This is a genomic window from Pseudomonas sp. OV226 (assembly GCF_003148705.1).
In the GTDB taxonomy this organism is placed as follows: Bacteria; Pseudomonadota; Gammaproteobacteria; order Pseudomonadales; family Pseudomonadaceae; genus Aquipseudomonas.
Genome location: NZ_QGGS01000021.1, coordinates 85,607 through 103,645 on the forward strand (window position 1 = coordinate 85,607; position 18,039 = coordinate 103,645).

The 18,039-nt window shown below is 61.8% G+C and carries 14 protein-coding genes; all 14 read left to right on the forward strand.

What is annotated here, in order from left to right:
* Positions 1-162 precede the first annotated feature (162 nt).
* The 14 genes from C7534_RS25435 to C7534_RS25500 all read left to right on the forward strand — a co-directional run bounded on the left by C7534_RS25435 (position 163) and on the right by C7534_RS25500 (position 17,885).
* Positions 163-1,212, forward strand: coding sequence for an ABC transporter substrate-binding protein (locus C7534_RS25435; protein WP_046029562.1), 1,050 nt, complete (start codon positions 163-165; stop codon positions 1,210-1,212).
* 73 nt (positions 1,213-1,285) lie between these two features.
* Entirely contained in the window at positions 1,286-2,068 is a 783-nt protein-coding gene (locus tag C7534_RS25440; RefSeq protein ID WP_109787405.1) for a class II aldolase/adducin family protein, read from the forward strand.
* A gap of 248 nt (positions 2,069-2,316) precedes the next feature.
* Positions 2,317-2,964: a TetR family transcriptional regulator C-terminal domain-containing protein gene (locus C7534_RS25445; RefSeq protein WP_077430723.1), complete on the forward strand. Its 648-nt coding sequence runs from the start codon at positions 2,317-2,319 to the stop codon at positions 2,962-2,964.
* Positions 2,965-3,056: 92 nt separating this feature from the next.
* Positions 3,057-3,773, forward strand: coding sequence for a response regulator (locus C7534_RS25450; protein WP_077430722.1), 717 nt, complete (start codon positions 3,057-3,059; stop codon positions 3,771-3,773).
* 5 nt (positions 3,774-3,778) lie between these two features.
* Entirely contained in the window at positions 3,779-4,552 is a 774-nt protein-coding gene (locus tag C7534_RS25455) for a substrate-binding periplasmic protein (RefSeq protein WP_109787406.1), read from the forward strand.
* On the forward strand, positions 4,549-6,810 hold the full coding sequence (locus C7534_RS25460; RefSeq protein WP_077430720.1) for an ATP-binding protein: 2,262 nt from the start codon (positions 4,549-4,551) through the stop codon (positions 6,808-6,810). The genes C7534_RS25455 and C7534_RS25460 overlap by 4 nt, the downstream gene beginning before the upstream one ends.
* 193 nt (positions 6,811-7,003) lie before the next feature.
* Positions 7,004-8,416 carry an amino acid permease gene (locus tag C7534_RS25465; protein ID WP_109787407.1) on the forward strand — a complete coding sequence of 471 codons (1,413 nt, stop codon included), beginning with the start codon at positions 7,004-7,006 and terminating at the stop codon, positions 8,414-8,416.
* Between the two features lie 343 nt (positions 8,417-8,759).
* Positions 8,760-9,551 carry an enoyl-CoA hydratase/isomerase family protein gene (locus tag C7534_RS25470; protein WP_109787408.1) on the forward strand — a complete coding sequence of 264 codons (792 nt, stop codon included), beginning with the start codon at positions 8,760-8,762 and terminating at the stop codon, positions 9,549-9,551.
* Between the two features lie 41 nt (positions 9,552-9,592).
* Positions 9,593-10,753: an acyl-CoA dehydrogenase family protein gene (locus tag C7534_RS25475; RefSeq protein ID WP_077430717.1), complete on the forward strand. Its 1,161-nt coding sequence runs from the start codon at positions 9,593-9,595 to the stop codon at positions 10,751-10,753.
* An 18-nt stretch (positions 10,754-10,771) separates the two neighbouring features.
* Complete coding sequence (locus C7534_RS25480) at positions 10,772-12,871, forward strand: acetate--CoA ligase family protein (protein ID WP_109787409.1); 2,100 nt, start codon at positions 10,772-10,774, stop codon at positions 12,869-12,871.
* 10 nt (positions 12,872-12,881) lie between these two features.
* Positions 12,882-14,489 (forward strand): 5-guanidino-2-oxopentanoate decarboxylase, encoded by a 1,608-nt coding sequence (locus C7534_RS25485; RefSeq protein ID WP_109787410.1) that lies wholly within the window; start codon positions 12,882-12,884, stop codon positions 14,487-14,489.
* A 27-nt stretch (positions 14,490-14,516) separates the two neighbouring features.
* Positions 14,517-15,707 carry a pyridoxal phosphate-dependent aminotransferase gene (locus tag C7534_RS25490; protein WP_077430714.1) on the forward strand — a complete coding sequence of 397 codons (1,191 nt, stop codon included), beginning with the start codon at positions 14,517-14,519 and terminating at the stop codon, positions 15,705-15,707.
* Positions 15,700-17,115 (forward strand): aldehyde dehydrogenase family protein, encoded by a 1,416-nt coding sequence (locus C7534_RS25495; protein WP_109787411.1) that lies wholly within the window; start codon positions 15,700-15,702, stop codon positions 17,113-17,115. The genes C7534_RS25490 and C7534_RS25495 overlap by 8 nt, the downstream gene beginning before the upstream one ends.
* Before the next feature lie 65 nt (positions 17,116-17,180).
* Complete coding sequence (locus C7534_RS25500; protein ID WP_046029594.1) at positions 17,181-17,885, forward strand: NAD(P)H-dependent oxidoreductase; 705 nt, start codon at positions 17,181-17,183, stop codon at positions 17,883-17,885.
* Positions 17,886-18,039 lie beyond the last annotated feature (154 nt).

Consider the following 18,039-nt stretch of genomic DNA (forward strand, 5'->3'; position numbering starts at 1 on the left):
ATTATTTGCCTATAGAAATTTACCTTCAGTAAAAAATCAACTTGTTTTTTTACTGGTGCTCGCAGTAGATTCATTTGGCGCCCGCACCTGGGGCGAACCTCACAACAATAAAAATGGGTCACGGCGGCGTGGGTCGCGTGGCACCTGCAAGAGGAACCACCGATGAAATCGAATACGCTCAAGCACGGTTTTTATCCTTTGGTCCTGTCCCTCGCCATGGGGCTCGGTAGCGCTCAGGCCGCCCCGGACATGGTCGTGGTGGGTTACGGCGGCGCCGGCCAGAAAGCCCAGGATGTGGCGTTTTTCCAGCCGTTCAGCGTCGCGGATCACAGCAAGCTGATCCAGAGCGAATACAACGGCGAGATGGCCCGGATCAAAGTGATGGTCGACACCGGCAATGCCGATTGGGACGTGGTGCAGATCGAAGGCCCGGACTTGATGCGCGGGTGCGATGAGGGCATGTACGAGAAACTCGACTGGAGCAAACTCGGCCGCGTCGAGCAATTGATTCCCGATGCGGCACAAGCGTGCGGTTCGGCGGCGCTGGTGTGGAGCGTGGCGATTGCCTACGACACGCAGAAGCTGGCGCAGGCCCCGACGTCATGGGCGGATTTCTGGGACGTGCAGAAAATCCCCGGCAAGCGCGGGCTGCGTAAACGCGCGGTGTACAACCTGGAATTCGCCTTGCTGGCCGACGGCGTGAAAGTCGAGGACGTGTATTCCGTGCTGAACACTCCGCAAGGCGTCGACCGTGCATTCACCAAACTCACAGAACTCAAGCCTTACATCCAGTGGTGGGAGGCCGGCGCGCAACCGGCGCAATGGTTGACCGCCGGGGATGTGGTAATGACTTCAACCTACAGCGGACGGGTGGCCGCCGCCGCGCAAAGCGGCAGTCACCTCGGGCTGGTCTGGCCGGGCAGCCTGTATGGCATGGATTACTGGGCGATCATCAAGGGCTCCAAACATGTCGATCAGGCCAAGCGCTTTATCGCCTTCGCCAATCAGCCGGACGCTCAGGTCAAGTACGTCGAGCAGATTCCTTACGGCCCGACCAATACCGAAGCGGCCGCCAAACTCGATAGCCAACTCGCGCAATGGGTGCCCACCGCGCCGCAAAACCTGAAGGGCGCGCTGTCGATGGACGTGGCGTTCTGGGTCGATCATGGCGAAGAACTTGAGGAGCGCTTCAACGCCTGGGCCAGCAAGTAGTCGCACGCGGCTGGACGCCTCAAGGCGTCCAGCCTTACTGTCTGCGCAGCCGATCAGCCTGGAGACTAAAACAATGAACGATATCGCCACGTTTTCTCAGCGCAGCGCCACCGAGCAGCGCCTGCGCGAGGAGTTGGCCGCCTGTTATCGATTGATCGCGCACTTTCGCATGACCGATCTGATCTTCACTCACATCTCGGTGCGCATACCGGGGCCTGAGCATCACTTCCTGATCAATCCGTACGGGTTGATGTTCGATGAAATTACCGCGTCCAATCTGGTGAAAATCGGCCTCGATGGCCGGGCCGTCGAGGCGTCGCCGTACCCGGTTAACCCGGCGGGGTTTGTGATTCACAGCGCGATTCACGGGGCTCGTGAAGACGCGCAGTGCGTGCTGCACACTCATACCAAATCCGGATGTGCGGTCGCTGCGTTGAAGTGCGGATTGTTGCCGGTGAACCAGATTTCCATGGAGTTTTATGGCCGGGTCGCTTACCACGACTACGAAGGCGTGGCGCTGGACATGAGCGAGCAACAGCGCTTGGTGCAGGACCTCGGCGACAAACCGGTATTGATGCTGCGCAACCACGGTTTGCTGACCGTGGGTGAAACCGTCAGCCAGGCGTTTTTGCGTATGTATTACCTGGAGAAAGCTTGCGAAATTCAGCTCGCCGCGCAAGCTGCCGGTGAGTTGGTGTTGCCGCCGGCGGAGGTTTGCGAATATACCGAGCGTCAGTTCAACGACCCAGGCCGGCCGCTGGAAGAAGGCGAGTTGAGCGACCCGGACGCCGTGCAATTGGCTTGGGCTGCGATGTTGCGATTGCTTGATCGGGTGGCGCCGGGTTATCGCGACTGACCTGTGGGTCTTTGTTGATCGACTGGCGTCATCGCGGGCAAGCCATGCTCCCACAGGGTTGTGTGTTGGATGCAAACAATGAAAACACACAGATAAACTGTGGGAGCATGGCTTGCCCGCGATGGCCACAACTCGGTCCCCCTTGCGTGCAACTGACTGGAGACTTGCCACCCTCTTGCTGTACAGTCGTTCAGCGCGCGGCTTAGCCAGCCGCATCCCCAACGATTGATCCACAGAGAGTGTCGCGCATGAGTCAGGAAGCCCGTTTTTCCCGCATGGAGCCGGAGTTGCGCAAGGCCAATCTGATCGAGGCGACGCTGGTATGCCTCAAGCGCCATGGTTTTCAGGGTGCCTCGATCCGCAAGATTTCCGCCGAGGCGGGCGTCTCGGTCGGGCTGATCAGCCATCACTATTCCGGCAAGGATGAACTGGTGGCCGAGGCCTACCGGGCGATTACCGGTCGGGTCATGAACCTGTTGCGCGAGTCCATGGCGCAGGCGGCTCCGACTGCTCGCGAGCGATTGTCGGCGTTCTTCCGGGGCTCGTTTTCCGCCGAATTGCTCGACCCGCAATTGATCGATGCCTGGCTGGCGTTCTGGGGCGCGGTACGCACGGCGGAGTCGATCAACCTTGCGCACGAGCATTCCTATGGCGAGTACCGCGGCATTTTGCGCAAGGTGCTGACCGAATTGGCGCAGGAAGAAAGCTGGGAAAACTTCGACGCCGATCTGGCCGCCATCAGCCTCAGCGCCTTGCTCGACGGCTTGTGGCTGGAGTCGGGGCTCAACCCCGGTACGTTCACCCCGGAACAGGGCATCCAGATTTGCGAAGCCTGGGTCGACGGATTGCAGGCGGGCGGCCGGCAACGGTTTTGCGTCCAGACGACGGGCTGTTGATCGGTCGTTCAGCTGTCGATACTCTCTGGCGCCAAAGCAGTAAAACACTCTAATAAGAAACACGCCTTCGGGCATACGCGGGACACCATGCGATGACTCCTCGGGTATTGATCGTCGACGACGATCCGCTGATACGCGAACTGCTGCAGGCCTACTTGTCCCAAGAGGGTTATGAGGTGCATTGCGCCGCCACGGCGGAGCTGGCCGAAACCTTCCTGGCGAGCCAGGCGGTCGACCTGGTGATGCTCGATATCCGCCTGCCGGGCAAGGACGGCCTGACCCTGACCCGGGAGCTGCGGGTCCGTTCGGAAGTCGGGATCATTCTGATCACCGGGCGCAACGACGAAATCGACCGCATCGTCGGCCTTGAATGCGGCGCCGATGACTACGTGATCAAACCGCTCAACCCACGCGAATTGGTGTCACGGGCGAAAAACCTGATACGCCGGGTTCGCCACGCGCAGACACCGCAACCTGCAGCGGCCATCGCCAAACCGGTCAAGCAATTCGCCGCCTGGGCGCTGGACACTGACCGTCGACGGTTGATCGACCAGACCGGCGCCGAAACCCTGCTGACCCACGGCGAGTACCAGTTGCTCAGCGTGTTCCTGCGCAACAGCGGCCACACCTTGAGCCGCGATCAACTGATGGATCAGATCCGCAACCGCGAATGGGTGCCCAATGATCGCTCCATCGACGTGCTGGTCGGACGCTTGCGTCGCAAGTTGCACGACGACCCGGCCGAACCGCAATTGATCATTACCATTCACGGTGCCGGTTACCTGTTCACCGCCAGCGTGGCGGCCTGAATACCATGCGGCGGGTGTTTGGCCTGCTGTTGGCGCTGGTCGCGAACGGTACGATGGCGGCGGAAAAAGTTCGCTACTGCGATTACCCGGTGTATCCGCCGATTTCCTGGAGCGACGGCAAACAGGTTCGCGGCCTCGCCCCCAGCGTCGTTAAAAACCTCTTCGGGCGTTTGGGTTACGACGTCGACATCGTCGTGCTCGGCAACTGGAAACGTTGCCTGCTCGACGCCGCCGAAGGCCGGGTCGATGTGGTGCTGGCCTACAGCACCGCGCAACGCGAGCAGAGCATGGTGTTTTCGACGGTGCCGGTGTTGCGCGAGGAGGTGGCGTTATTCATCAACCGTCAGCGCCCGGTGAAATTCGAGCGCCTGGAAGACCTGGCAAATTACCGCGGCGGGCTGTTGTTCGGCGAAAGTTACGGCGTGGATTTCGACCGCTTGGTGGCCGAGCATCAGAACATTGAATGGGTGTCTGACAGTGGCCAGAATTTCGGCAAACTGATTCGCGGGCGCATCGATTTCATCACCTCGGAACGCCGCACCGGGCAGCTTTACGTCGAGAACCTGCCGGGCGCGCAAGACATCGTCGCGCTACCCAATGCCTTGAGCGTCGACTATTTGCGAGTGGCCGTCTCGCGCAAATCCTCCTTGGCCACGCGCATGCCGCAGATCGACGCGCAATTGAAGCGCATGGTCGATTCCGGGGAGGTCGATCGTTTACTCAGCGAAAGCGAGGTCACGTACCGCGACATGATCAACCTGCCGGCGAACTCGAAATGATCCGCGCCCGACCCGGTGGACTGTTACGGCGTCTGTTGCTGTTCATTCTGTTGTTCAGCCTGTGCTTTACCGTGCTGGCGAGCACCGTGCAGCTGTACTTCGAATACCGCCGCGAAATGCGCGACATCGATTCGCGCATGGAGCTGATTCGGGCCGGTTACCTGGCCAGTCTGGAGCGCAGTCTTTGGGACTTGAACCAGGAACAATTGAACGTTCAGCTGCGAGGGCTGGTGGACTTTTCCGACGTGGCGCGGGTTCATCTGATCAGCCCCGATTTCGATCTGCTGCACGGCAGTTCGGACCCGGTCGGGCCGTTGCGCATCGAGCGTTTTGAACTGGATTATCAGCCACCGACCGGGCCTTCACGGCACTTGGGGCAGTTGGAAGTCAGCACTGATTTGGGCGCAGTGCATCAGCGCCTGTTCGCCACCGGTTTGACCAGCCTGCTGTGGATGAGTGTGTTTCTGTGCGGTCTGGCGGTGGCGTTGTCGGGGCTGTTTTACCGCTTGGTCACGCGGCACCTGCAAGTGATGGCCGAGTTTGCCCGGCGCATCGCCGCCGGTGACTGGCACGAGCCCCTGCACCTGGACAAGCGCCGCCACGCCCAGCAAGACGAAATCGACACCGTGGCGCATGCACTGGACGACATGCGCCGGGCGATTCTCAGCGACATTGACCGTCGCGAAACCGATCGGCTGGCCCTGCAAGACAATCGCGACGAGTTGCTCAGGCTGGTCGAACGCCGCACCGCCAGCCTGATGCGCGCCAAGGATGAAGCCGAGGCCGCCAACCTTGCCAAGTCGCGTTTTCTGGCGACCATGAGCCACGAGTTGCGCACCCCGCTCAACGGCATTCTCGGCATGGCCGAACTGCTGCGCGGCGCGAGTCTGGATGAGCGCGACGGCAAACGTCTGGATGCGCTGTACAAGGCCGGCGAAGGCTTGCTGTCGATTCTCAACGAAGTGCTGTATTTCGCCCGACTGGAAGAGGGCGTCAGCCACCCGGAACCGGTGGACTTTTCAATCCGGCAACTGCTCGACGAAGTGCTGACACTGCTGGAACCGCGCGCGCTGAGCAACGACACGACGCTGCGCTGTCGAATCGATCCGCACGTCGCCGAGCGCCATCACGGCGCCGAACAATTCCTGCGTCAGGTGCTGAGCAACTTGCTGGCCAATGCGATCAAGTTCACTGAGGGCGGCGACGTCAATGTGGAAATAACGCTGCTGGCTCACGCTGCGAAACAGACCGGGCAACACGTGCGCGTGAGCGTGACGGACAACGGCATCGGCATCGCTCCTGCCATGCAGGCAAAGATCTTCGAGCGCTTCACCCAGGCCAGCGAAGAAGTGGCGCAACGCTTCGGCGGCACCGGGCTTGGCCTTGCGATCAGCAAACATCTGGTCGAGCAGTTGGGCGGGCAAATTGGCGTCGACAGTGACGTCGGGCGCGGCAGTTGTTTCTGGTTCGAGTTGACGTTGCAGCCGGCAATCGGCGTGGCGGCGAGTGCGCTGAGCAGCGCGCCGGGTGAGGCGTTGAAGGTGTTGGTGGTCGAGGATGTGGCGCTGAACCGCGAAGTGGTCAGCGGCTTGTTGCAGCGTGACGGGCATCAGGTCTGGCTCGCTGAAGAAGGCGAGCAGGCGCTGGCGCAATGTGCCGAACAGACCTTTGATTTGATCCTGCTCGATGTGCACCTGCCGGGTATCAGCGGCGTCGAGCTGTGCAAACTGATCCGGCGCAACAACGGGCCGAACCGTCACACCCGCATCTTCGCCCTGACCGCCAGCGTACAGCCGGCCTTGATGCGCGGTTATCTGGATGCCGGGATGGATGGCATTCTCGCCAAGCCTCTGAAACTCGAAAACTTGCGACAAGCGTTGGCCGGGCAGTTGCCGGTATCCGCGCCACAGCCGGATGACGAGGCCATGGATTGGCCGTTGCTAGAGACCCATCGCACGTTGCTGGGTGAACAGAAACTTCGGGGCTTGTTGCGAGTGCTGCTCGACTCGATCAGTCAGCATCGCGAAGCACTCACCGAAGCCATCGAAGCCGACGACTGCACCGAAGTCGCACAGCTGGCCCATCGACTGGCCGGCAGCAGCGATTCATTGGGCTTTCGCGCGTTGGCCAATGTGTTGCGGGCCCTGGAGGAGGCCGCGCTGGTCAACGACGAGTCGGCATTGCGCGCCATGGCGCCGAAGGTTCAGGCGCAACTGCACAACGCGCAACAGACGCTGGCGGACCTTTTGCGCAGCTGACGTACAAGTTCGTTACGACTTTTTACATCTTTGATCTTTACGGTCAACGGGACCTTACAAGGTCTTCCAATAATCGAGGCAACCGCCACAGCGCGGTCTTCGAAGCTTATTGGAGATAATAATAATGAACTGCCGTAAAGCTGATCCTTCCTCGCGCCATGCCGCGCACCTTGCTGACTATTGAGGTGCGCACATGAGCGAATCTATCGAACGTAAAGGCATCCAACTGACCCGCGCCCTGAAGAGCCGGCACATTTTCATGTTGTCGCTGGGCGGCGTGATCGGTACCGGGCTGTTCATGGGCTCCGGTGTGACCATCAATCAGGGCGGGCCGGTGGGAGCAATCCTGGCGTATCTGGTGGCCGGTTTCCTGATGTACCTGGTGATGGTTTGCCTGGGTGAACTGTCCGTGCAAATGCCCGTGTCCGGTTCGTTTCAGACCCACGCCACCAAGTTCATCGGCCCGGCCACCGGGTTCATGATCGGCTGGGTGTACTGGATGAGCTGGGCGACCACCGTGGGCCTGGAGTTCACGGCAGCGGGCATGTTGATGACACGCTGGTTTCCGGCGGTGCCGATCTGGTATTGGTCGGCGCTGTTTGTGGTGGTGCTGTTCGGTTTGAACGCACTGGCGACTCGCGCCTTCGGTGAGGCCGAATACTGGTTCTCCGGGATCAAGGTGGCGGCGATTCTTGGCTTTATCGTGGTCGGCGTGCTGGTGATCTTCGGCGCGATCCCGCTGACCAGCGGCGCACCGGCGCCGATGATGAGCAATCTGATCGGCGATTCACTGTTCCCCAACGGCCTGTCAGCGGTGTTCGCGGTAATGATGACCGTGGTCTACGCCTTCCAGGGCTGCGAGATCATGGGCGTGGCTGCCGGCGAAACCGATCAGCCGGAAAAAAGCATCCCGCGCGCGGTGCGCAACGTGGTGTTTCGCGTGTTGATTTTCTATGTGCTGGCGATCGTGGTGCTCTCGGCGATCGTGCCGTGGCAGCAGGCCGGGTTGATGGAAAGTCCGTTCGTTCAGGTGTTCGACATGGTCGGCATTCCGTACGCCGCCGACCTGATGAACTTCGTGATCCTCACGGCGATTCTGTCGGTGGGCAACTCCGGCCTGTATGCCTCGACGCGCATTCTGTGGGCGATGTCGAAAACCGGCATGGCACCGAAAAGCCTGTCGCCGTTGAGCAAGCGCGGCGTACCGCTGCGGGCACTGAGCATCACGTTGTGTTTTGCGCTGGTGTCGCTGATGACCAGCTTCGTCGCGGCAGACACGCTGTTCATGGTGTTGATGGCGGTGAGCGGCATGTCGGGCACCGTGACCTGGATTGTCATCGCGCTGGCCCAGTACAAATTCCGCAAGGCGTATCTGCGTGATGGCGGCAAGCTCAGCGATCTGAAATACCGCGCGCCATGGTTCCCGCTGCTGCCGCTGACGTGCATCGCGTTGTGCTGCTCGTTGTTCGTATTCCTGGCGCTGGATGAAACGCAACGGCCTTCGTTGTACTGGGGGTTTGGCTTTATCGCGCTGTGCTATGGCGCGTACTTCCTGATTCATCGCAAGCGCGAAGCGGTGCTGGCACCGAGCTTGCCGACTGCGTAACTACTCCAGCTAACCACTGATCGTTCCCGCGCTCCGCGTGGGAATGCCTCTAGGGACGCTTTGCGTCCAGTGACGCGGAGCGTCATGGGCTGCATTCCCACGCGGAGCGTGGGAACGATCAATGCGCTGCACGACTCATCCTGTAGGCAGTTGTTCGAAGTTGTAACAGCGCAATCCTCGCCGTTCTGGTCTCGTCGAATAAATCCTTCAAATACAGTTAGTTAGACTTATTTTTCAACTGTTACAGCTGATTCCACCACCAATTGCCGCCTTACTGAACACTCGTTTAGTATGGCCTCAAGTCGCATCACCTCAGACCAATCAAAATAATTCGAGGATTCGCATGACTACTCAATCTTCTCTGCTCAGTCAGGTCGAAGCCGGCGTTGCCTGGATCACCCTCAATCGCACCGCCCAGCGCAATGCGCTGGACATTCCGACCCTGAAAAACCTCCACGCGTTGCTGGATGATTTCAGCGCCGACCCCGCCGTGCGAGTGGTGGTCCTGACCGGCAGCGGTCGCAGCTTCTGCGCCGGCGCCGACCTCGCCGAGTGGGCCGACGCTGAAGCCCGTGGCGCCCTCGAAACCTACGGCTGGACGGAAACGGCTCACGCCTTGATGAGCCGTTTGTACAGCCTGGAAAAACCCACCATCGCCGCCATCAACGGCACCGCCGTCGGCGCCGGGATGGACCTGACCTTGTGCTGCGATCTGCGCATCGCTGCGCAATCAGCTCGCTTCAAGGCCGGCTACACCAGCATGGCCTACTCGCCGGACGCCGGTGCCAGTTGGCACCTGCCACGGCTGATCGGTACCGAACAAGCCAAACGCCTGTTGTTCCTTGACGAGTTGTGGGGCGCCGATCGCGCGTTGGCCGCAGGCCTGGTCGGCGAAGTCTGCGCCGATGAGCAACTGCTCGACGTCACCACAGAACTGGCCTCCCGCCTGGCCAACGGCCCGACCTTCGCGTTTGCCCAGACCAAAAAACTCATGCGTGAAGGCGCCCAGCGCAGCCTGCCCGAACAACTGCAAGCCGAGCTCGCCGCCGGCCTGCTGTGCGGTCGCAGCGAAGACGGCAACGAAGCCCTGCGCGCCTCCATTGAAAAACGCCCGGCCCGTTTCATCGGCCGCTAAGCCCGAACACCACCTTCAGCACACGAACAACAGGTAGCCCCATGAATTTCCAACTGACCCAAGAACAAGAAATGTTGGTGGACGCGGTACGCAGCTTTGTCGCCAAGGAACTGCTGCCTCATGAGGAAGCGGTCGACCGTGCCGACGAAGTCTCCCCAGAGCTGGCGGCACAGATTCGCGGCAAGGCCATCGCCGCCGGTTTCTATGCCTTCAACATGCCGGAGGAGGTGGGCGGTGGCGGTCTGGACTACCTGTCCCAGGCGCTGATCGAGCGTGAGCTGTCGAAGGTTTCCTGGGCGCTGCACGTGTTCGTCGCTCGCCCGTCGAAAATCCTCATGGCCTGCACCGGCGACCAGATCAACGATTACCTGTTGCCGTGCATTCAGGGCGAGAAGATTGATTGCTTCGCACTGACCGAACCGGGCGCCGGCTCCGACGCCAATGCGATCAAGACCCGCGCCGTGCGCGAGGGCGATGACTTCATTCTCAACGGCAGCAAGCACTTCATCAGCCACGCCGGCCACGCCGATTTCGCCATCGTCTTCGCCGTCACTGACACCTACGAACACAACGGCAAAAAGCGTAACGCCGTGACCTCGTTCCTGGTCGATCGCAACACGCCGGGCATGACCATTCGCCGTGGTCCGAAATGCGTGAGCAATCGCGGTTATCACACCTTCGAAATGTTCTTCGACGATTGCCGCGTACCGGCTTCCAAAGTGTTGGGCGAAGTCGGCAAGGGCTGGGACGTGGCCAACGCCTGGCTCACCGCCGGGCGGGTGATGGTCGCCGCCAACTGCGTCGGTCAGGCGCAACGCGCGCTGGATGTGTCGCTGCAATGGGCGGCGGATCGCAAGCAGTTCGGCCAGCCGATCGGCACCTATCAGGGCATCTCGTTCAAGCTCGCGGACATGGTCACGCAGATCCGCGCGGCCGAACTGCTGACCCTGCACACCGCCTGGAAAATGGACCAGGGCACCATGACCGATGGCGAGGCCGGCATGGCCAAGCTGTTCGCCAGTGAGGTGCTCGGCAAAGTCGCCGATGAAGCGGTGCAGATTTTCGGCGGCATGGGCCTGATGGATGAATGCCCGGTGGAACGCATCTGGCGTAACGCCCGGATCGAGCGCGTCTGGGAAGGCACCTCGGAGATCCAGCGGCACATCATTTCCCGCGAATTACTGCGGCCGCTGCTGCGCTGATCGCCCCGGAGAATTTCTATGTCGCAGACGATTCGTGACAACCTCAAACGCCTGCTCGCGCCGCGTCATCTGGCGTTTGTCGGTGGCCGCAGCATGGCCCGCGCGCTCAAGCGTTGCGCCGAAGGTGGCTACCAGGGGCAGATGTGGCTGGTGAACCCGCAGCATGAAAGCCTTGAAGGTGTGCCGTGTGTGCGCAGCATCGCCGAACTGCCGTGCGGCCCGGACGCGGTGTTCATCGCCACCAACCGTGAACTGACCCTGACCTGCGTGGCCGAACTGGCCGCCAAAGGCGCGGGCGGCGCGATCTGCTACGCCTCCGGGTTTGCCGAAACCGGCGCCGAAGGCCAGGCCTTGCAGCAGCAGTTGCTGAAAGCGGCCGGCAGCATGGCCTTGCTCGGCCCTAACTGCTACGGCTTGCTCGATTACCTGCACAGCTCCGCGTTGTGGCCGGTGGCCCATGGCGGCAAACCGGTGGAGAAGGGCGTCGCCGTCCTGACCCAGAGCGGCAACTTCGCCTACAACCTGTCGATGAGCGACCGCTCGCTGCCGGTGGCCTACATGGCGTCGGTCGGTAATCAGGCGCAATTGGGCATCGCCGAATTGATGGACGTGCTGCTCGATGAACCGCGCGTCACCGCCATCGGCTTGCACCTCGAAGGCCTGAAAAACGTGCCGGGTTTCGCCCGCGCCGCGCACAAGGCGTTGGAGAAGGGCATTCCGATCATCGCCCTGAAAACCGGCGTGTCGCAGATCGGCGCCGAACTGGCGCTCAGCCACACCAGTTCGCTGTCCGGTTCCGATGCGCTGTATGACAGCCTGTTTGCGCGTCTGGGCGTGATCCGCGTCAGTGGCCCGGTGAGTTTTGTCGAAACCCTCAAGGCTGCTGCGTGCGGCAAGCTACCAGCAGGCAACAGCCTGATTGCGCTCGCCTGTTCTGGCGGCGATGCCGGGCTGATTGCTGACTATGCCGAACGCAATGACCTGAGCTTGCCCAAGCTCGATGCCGGTCAAATCAACGAACTGGCGCAGGTGCTGCCCAGCTACGCCAACCTGGTCAATCCGCTGGATTTCACCACTGCAATTTGGGGTGATGGCGAAGCGTTGAACCGCATGCTCGACAGCGCCCTGCGCACCGAAGCGGACGCGGCGATGCTGGTGCTGGATTACCCGTCTGAATCCACCGGCGAACGCAAAGAATGTGACCTGCTGCTGGAGCTGTTTTGCGCCGCGTTGGTTCGCCACGGCAAGACCGGTTTCGTCACCTCGGCGTTTCCCGAACTGCTGCCGGCCCACGCCCGTGAGCGTCTGCATGCGCAAGGCGTGGCGGCGTTGCAAGGGGTGGAGGACGGCTTGGCGGCATGGGGACGAATCGCCGGTTATCAGCGCAATCGTCAAGCCTTGTTGGCGCTCGGTGAATCGGCGCTGGTGCCGCATTGTCCGCACGCCTTGGTTGGCGAAGGACGCCTGCTCAACGAGTGGGAATCCAAAACGGCATTGCGCGCCTTTGGCCTGCCGACGCCCAACGGTGTCTTGAGCACGCCAGCCAACGCTCTGACGGATGCCAATGCACTGGGTTACCCCTTGGTGCTCAAAGCGGTCAGCGCGCAACTGCCCCACAAAACCGAAGCCGGTGCCGTGGCGCTGAACCTCAAGGACGGCGCGGCCCTGAGCGCCGCGCTGGAAAAAATGCGTGCGAGCATTGCCGATTACGCGCCGCACGTGCCGTTCGATCAGGTGCTGCTGGAACCAATGGCCAAGCCACCGTTGGCCGAATTGATCGTCGGCATCAAACGCGAAAACGACTTCGGCCTCGCCTTGGTCATCGGCGCGGGCGGGATACTGGTGGAGTTGCTCAAGGACAGTCGCAGCCTGCTGCTGCCGACCACCGACGGCGCCATTCGCAAGGCCGTGTCGAGCCTGCGCAGTGCTGCATTGCTGCAAGGGTTTCGCGGGCGCGAAACAGCGGACCTGGACTCGCTGGTCGCGGCGATCCGCGCGGTGGCCGATTACGCCTGTGAGAACGCCGGTCAACTGCTGGAACTCGATGTGAACCCATTGTTGGTCGGTGCCGCTGGCACGACTGCGGTCGATGCGTTGATTCGCCTTGGCCACGAGTGAGGATGTGAACATGCAAACCACAACATTGACGGGCGGCCAGGCACTGGTGCGATTGCTGGCCAACTACGGCGTCGACACCGTGTTCGGGATTCCCGGCGTGCACACGCTGGAGTTGTATCGCGGCTTGCCCGGCAGTGGCATTCGCCATGTGCTGACCCGCCACGAGCAAGGCGCCAGTTTCATGGCCGACGGCTACGCCCGGGTCAGTGGCAAACCGGGCGTGTGCTTCATCATCACCGGTCCCGGTGTGACCAACGCCGCGACCGGTATTGGCCAAGCGTATGCCGACTCGATTCCGATGCTGGTGATTTCCAGCGTCAACCACACCGCCAGCCTCGGCAAGGGCTGGGGCTGCCTGCACGAAACCCAGGATCAACGCGCGATGACCGCGCCGATCACCGCCTTCTCGGCGGTGGCGCTGAGCACTGACGATCTGCCTGAATTGATCGCCCGTGCCTACGCGGTGTTCGACAGCGAACGTCCGCGCCCGGTGCACATTTCGGTGCCGCTGGACGTGCTGTCAGCAAAAATAAGCCGCGACTGGAGTAGCGACGTGGTCCGTCGTCCCGGTCGTGGCGCCGCCTCAACCACCGCGCTGGAAGAAGCCGTGGCCAAGCTGCAAAACGCCAAGCGGCCGATGATCATTGCGGGCGGTGGCGCATTGAACGCGCAGCAAGCAGTGCAAGACATCAGCAACCGACTCGCCGCGCCACTGTTCACCAGCGTCGCCGGCAAAGGCTTGTTGCCGCCGGATGCACCGCTCAATGCGGGCTCGACCCTGTGCGTCGAGCCCGGCTGGAACCTGATCGCCGAGGCCGACGTGGTGTTGGCGGTTGGCACCGAAATGGCCGACACCGATTTCTGGCGAGAGCGTCTGCCACTGAATGCCGAACTGCTGCGGGTGGACATCGACCCACGCAAATTCAACGACTTTTACCCTTGTGCGGTGGCGTTGCACGGTGACGCGCAACAAACCCTTGCAGCGTTGCTGGAACGCCTGCCGCCCGCCACGCGCGATGCCAGCGCGGCGATTGCCGCCGTCGCGGCAATGCGTGAAGCGGTGAAGCAGGGCCACGGCCCGTTGCAGTCGATTCACCAGGCGATACTCGAACGTATCGCCGCAGAGCTGCCGGACGACGCGTTCATCAGCACCGACATGACCCAGCTGGCCTACACCGGCAACTACGCCTTCAACAGCCTGGCAACCCGCAGCTGGTTGCACCCGACCGGCTACGGCACGTTGGGGTATGGCTTGCCGGCGGGCATCGGCGCCAAGTTCGGCGCGCCGCAGCGGCCGGGTCTGGTGCTGGTCGGCGACGGCGGTTTCCTCTACACCGCGCAAGAACTGGCGACCGCCGTCGAAGAACTCGACAGTCCGCTGGTGGTGCTGCTGTGGAACAACGACGCGCTGGGGCAGATTCGCGACGACATGCTCGGGCTCGACATCGAACCGATTGGCGTACTGCCGCGCAACCCGGACTTCGCCGCCCTCGGTCGCGCGTTCGGCTGCACAGTGAGCCAGCCGCAAAGCCTGGCCGAGCTGCAAACCGATTTGCGCCACGGCTTCAAGCGCAACGGCGTGACCCTGATCGAACTCAAGCATGCGTGCGCGCACTGATTTTCATTTTTTGGCAGAGGTATCGCCATGCGCTTTTCTGATCTGACACAACGCATCGCCGGAGACGGCGCTGCCGCCTGGGACATTCATTACCGCGCGCTGGCGCTGCAGGAGCAGGGTGAAGATATCCTGCTGCTGTCGGTCGGCGACCCGGATTTCGATACGCCGGCGCCGATTGTGCAAGCCGCCATCGACAGCCTGTTGTCCGGCCATACTCACTACGCCGACGTGCGTGGCAAGCGTGCCCTGCGTGAAAGCATCGCCCGGCACTACGGGCGCCGCAGCGGCCAACAGGTTTCGGCCGATCAAGTCATCGTGCTGGCCGGCGCGCAATGCGCGTTGTTCAGCGTTGCCCAATGCGTGCTCAACCCCGGTGATGAAGTGATTGTCGCCGAACCGATGTACGTGACGTATGAAGCCGTGTTTGGTGCGTGTGGCGCGGTGGTGGTGCCGGTGCCGGTGCGTTCCGAAAACGGTTTTCGCGTGTTGCCTGAAGACGTCGCCGCCCGCATCACGCCGCGCACTCGGGCCTTGGCACTGAACAGCCCGCACAATCCGTCCGGGGCCAGTTTATCGCGGGCCACCTGGCAAGCGCTGGCAGACCTGTGCATCGCCCACGACCTGTGGCTGATTTCCGATGAGGTCTACAGCGAATTGTTGTTTGACGGCGAGCATGTCAGCCCGGCGAGTTTGCCGGGCATGGCCGAGCGCACCGCGACACTCAACAGTTTGTCGAAATCCCACGCCATGACCGGTTGGCGAATCGGCTGGGCTGTCGTACCACCGGCCCTGGCGGCACATCTGGAAAACCTTGCGCTGTGCATGCTGTACGGCTTGCCGGACTTCGTGCAGGACGCCGCCGTCGTCGCCCTCGAAAGCCATTTGCCGGAACTGGACGCGATGCGCGAAGCCTATCGCCAACGCCGTGATCTGGTCTGCGAATGCCTGGCTGATTGCCCCGGCGTGCGCGCCTTGAAACCCGATGGCGGCATGTTCGTGATGGTCGACATTCGTGACACAGGCCTCAGTGCCCAGGCGTTTGCTGACCGCTTGCTCGACCGCCATGGCGTATCAGTTTTGGCCGGTGAAGCCTTCGGTCCGAGCGCCGCAGGGCACATTCGACTGGGCCTGGTGTTGGGTGCGGAGCCGTTGCGTGACGCCTGCCAGCGCATTACCCGCTGCGCCATTGAACTGCTGGAGTCCCCCATTCATGCATAACCACACCACGCTGTTTATCGATGGTCGCTGGCAAACCCCGTCGGGGCGGGGCATTGCCGAAGTGATCAACCCGGCCACAGAAGAAGTCGCAGGCTCGGTGCCGCTGGGCGATGAGCGCGATGTCGACAGCGCGGTGGCCGCCGCACGCAAGGCGTTCAATTCATGGTCACGCATGCCGTCGAGCGTGCGTGCCGGTTATATCCGCGCCATCGCCGAGCAGTTGCGCGCGCGGGCTGACGAGATGGCTTCGGTCATTACCGCTGAACTGGGCATGCCGGTGCAATGGTGCCGCTCGGTGCAAGTCGACGGGCCGATCATCGGGCTGGAGCACTACGTCGAGCTCGCAGGCCTGATGGACGAAGTGCGTGAGGTCGGCAACTCGCTGGTGATTCGCGAAGCGGTGGGCGTGTGCGCCTTCATCAACCCGTGGAATTACCCGCTGCATCAATTGATCGGCAAGCTCGCCCCGGCGCTGGCCGCTGGTTGCACCGTGGTGGTCAAACCCAGTCAGGAAACCCCGCTGCACGCCTTTTTGCTGGCGCAGATGATCGAAGCCATCGGCTTGCCGGCCGGTGTGTTCAACCTGGTCAGCGGGCCCGGCTCGAAGGTCGGTGAAGCGCTGGCCAAACACCCGGACGTCGACATGGTCTCGTTCACCGGCTCGACCGGTGCCGGCGTTCGCGTGGCGCAAGCGGCCGCGCCGTCGGTAAAACGAGTGTGCCTGGAACTCGGCGGCAAGTCGCCGCTGCTGATTGCCGAAGACGCGGACCTCGCCGCCGCCGTGCGTTACGGCGTGCAGGATGTGATGATCAACTCCGGCCAGACCTGCACCGCGTTGACCCGCATGTTGCTGCCGGCCAGTCGTTACGCCGAAGCCGTGGAACTGGCCATCGCCGAAACCCGGAACCTGCACATGGGCGATCCTCTGGACCCGAACAGTTTCCTCGGGCCCATGTGCTCGGCAGCGCAACGTCGTACCGTGCTTGATTACATTAAGGTCGGCCAGCAGGAGGGCGCACGGTTGGTGTATGGCGGGGACACGGCGGGCGAGTTCGAGCGTGGTTTCTACGTCCCCCCGACGCTGTTCGCCGATGTCGACAACCGTATGCGCATCGCTCAGGAAGAAATCTTCGGCCCGGTGCTGTGCCTGATTCCCTACACCGATGAAGCGCAGGCAATCCAGATCGCCAATGATTCACCGTTCGGCCTGTCCAGCGGCGTCTGGGCCGGCAGCGCCGAGCGCGCCTTGCAGCTTGGGCGGCAACTGCGTGCCGGGCAGTGCTTCCTCAACGGCGCTGTCTTCAATTATCAGGCGCCGTTCGGTGGCTACAAACAATCGGGCAATGGCCGGGAATGGGGCGAGGAAGGGCTCAACGAGTTCGTTGAAGTGAAGGCGATTCAGGTGTAATCGTCCAATGACCCCGCGCGTTACCGCCTTCAAATTCAACGTGTGTAAACGTTTAAGGAATTGCCATGAAAGTACTGATCGTCCACGCCCACCCGGAGCCGAAGTCCTTCACCGCCGCGTTGCGTGACCAGGCTGTCGCAACCCTGCAAGCCCAGGGGCATGAAGTTCAGGTCAGCGATTTGTACGCGATGAACTGGAACCCGGTGGCAAGCGCCGATGACTTTTCTTCGCGAGAGAATCCGGAGTATCTGGTGTATGCGCTGGAGCAACGTCTTGGGGTGAAGAGCCAGTCATTGGCGCCGGACATCCAGCAAGAACTCGACAAACTGCTGTGGGCTGACCTGCTGATCCTCAATTTCCCGATTTTCTGGTTCTCGGCCCCGGCCATGCTCAAGGGCTGGATTGACCGGGTGCTGGTGTCGGGGATCTGCTACGGCGGCAAACGCTTTTACGACCAGGGCGGCTTGAGCGGCAAGAAAGCGCTGGTGACCGTTACCCTGGGCGGGCGCGAGCACATGTTCGGTGACGGCGCGATTCACGGTCCGCTGGAAGACATGCTGCGACCGATTCTGCGCGGCACGCTGGCGTATGTCGGCTTCGAGGTGCTGGAACCGTTCGTGGCCTGGCATGTGCCGTACATCAGCGACGAAGCGCGCAAGGAGTTCCTGCAGGGTTATCAGCAGCGTCTGGAACACTTGAGCGATGACCTGCCGATGCAGTTTCCGCGCTTGTCGCAGTTTGATGAGGCGCTGAATCCGTTGCCTGTCTGACGCGGATTGTTACCCAGGAATTTGATGGTGCATTTTCGGGCTCCATCGCGGGCAAGCCCGCTCCCACAGTGGATTGCATTCTTCCTGAACGAATGCAATCCACTGTGGGAGCGGGCTTGCCCGCGATGAGGCCAGTGAAATCAGCCCAAGAATC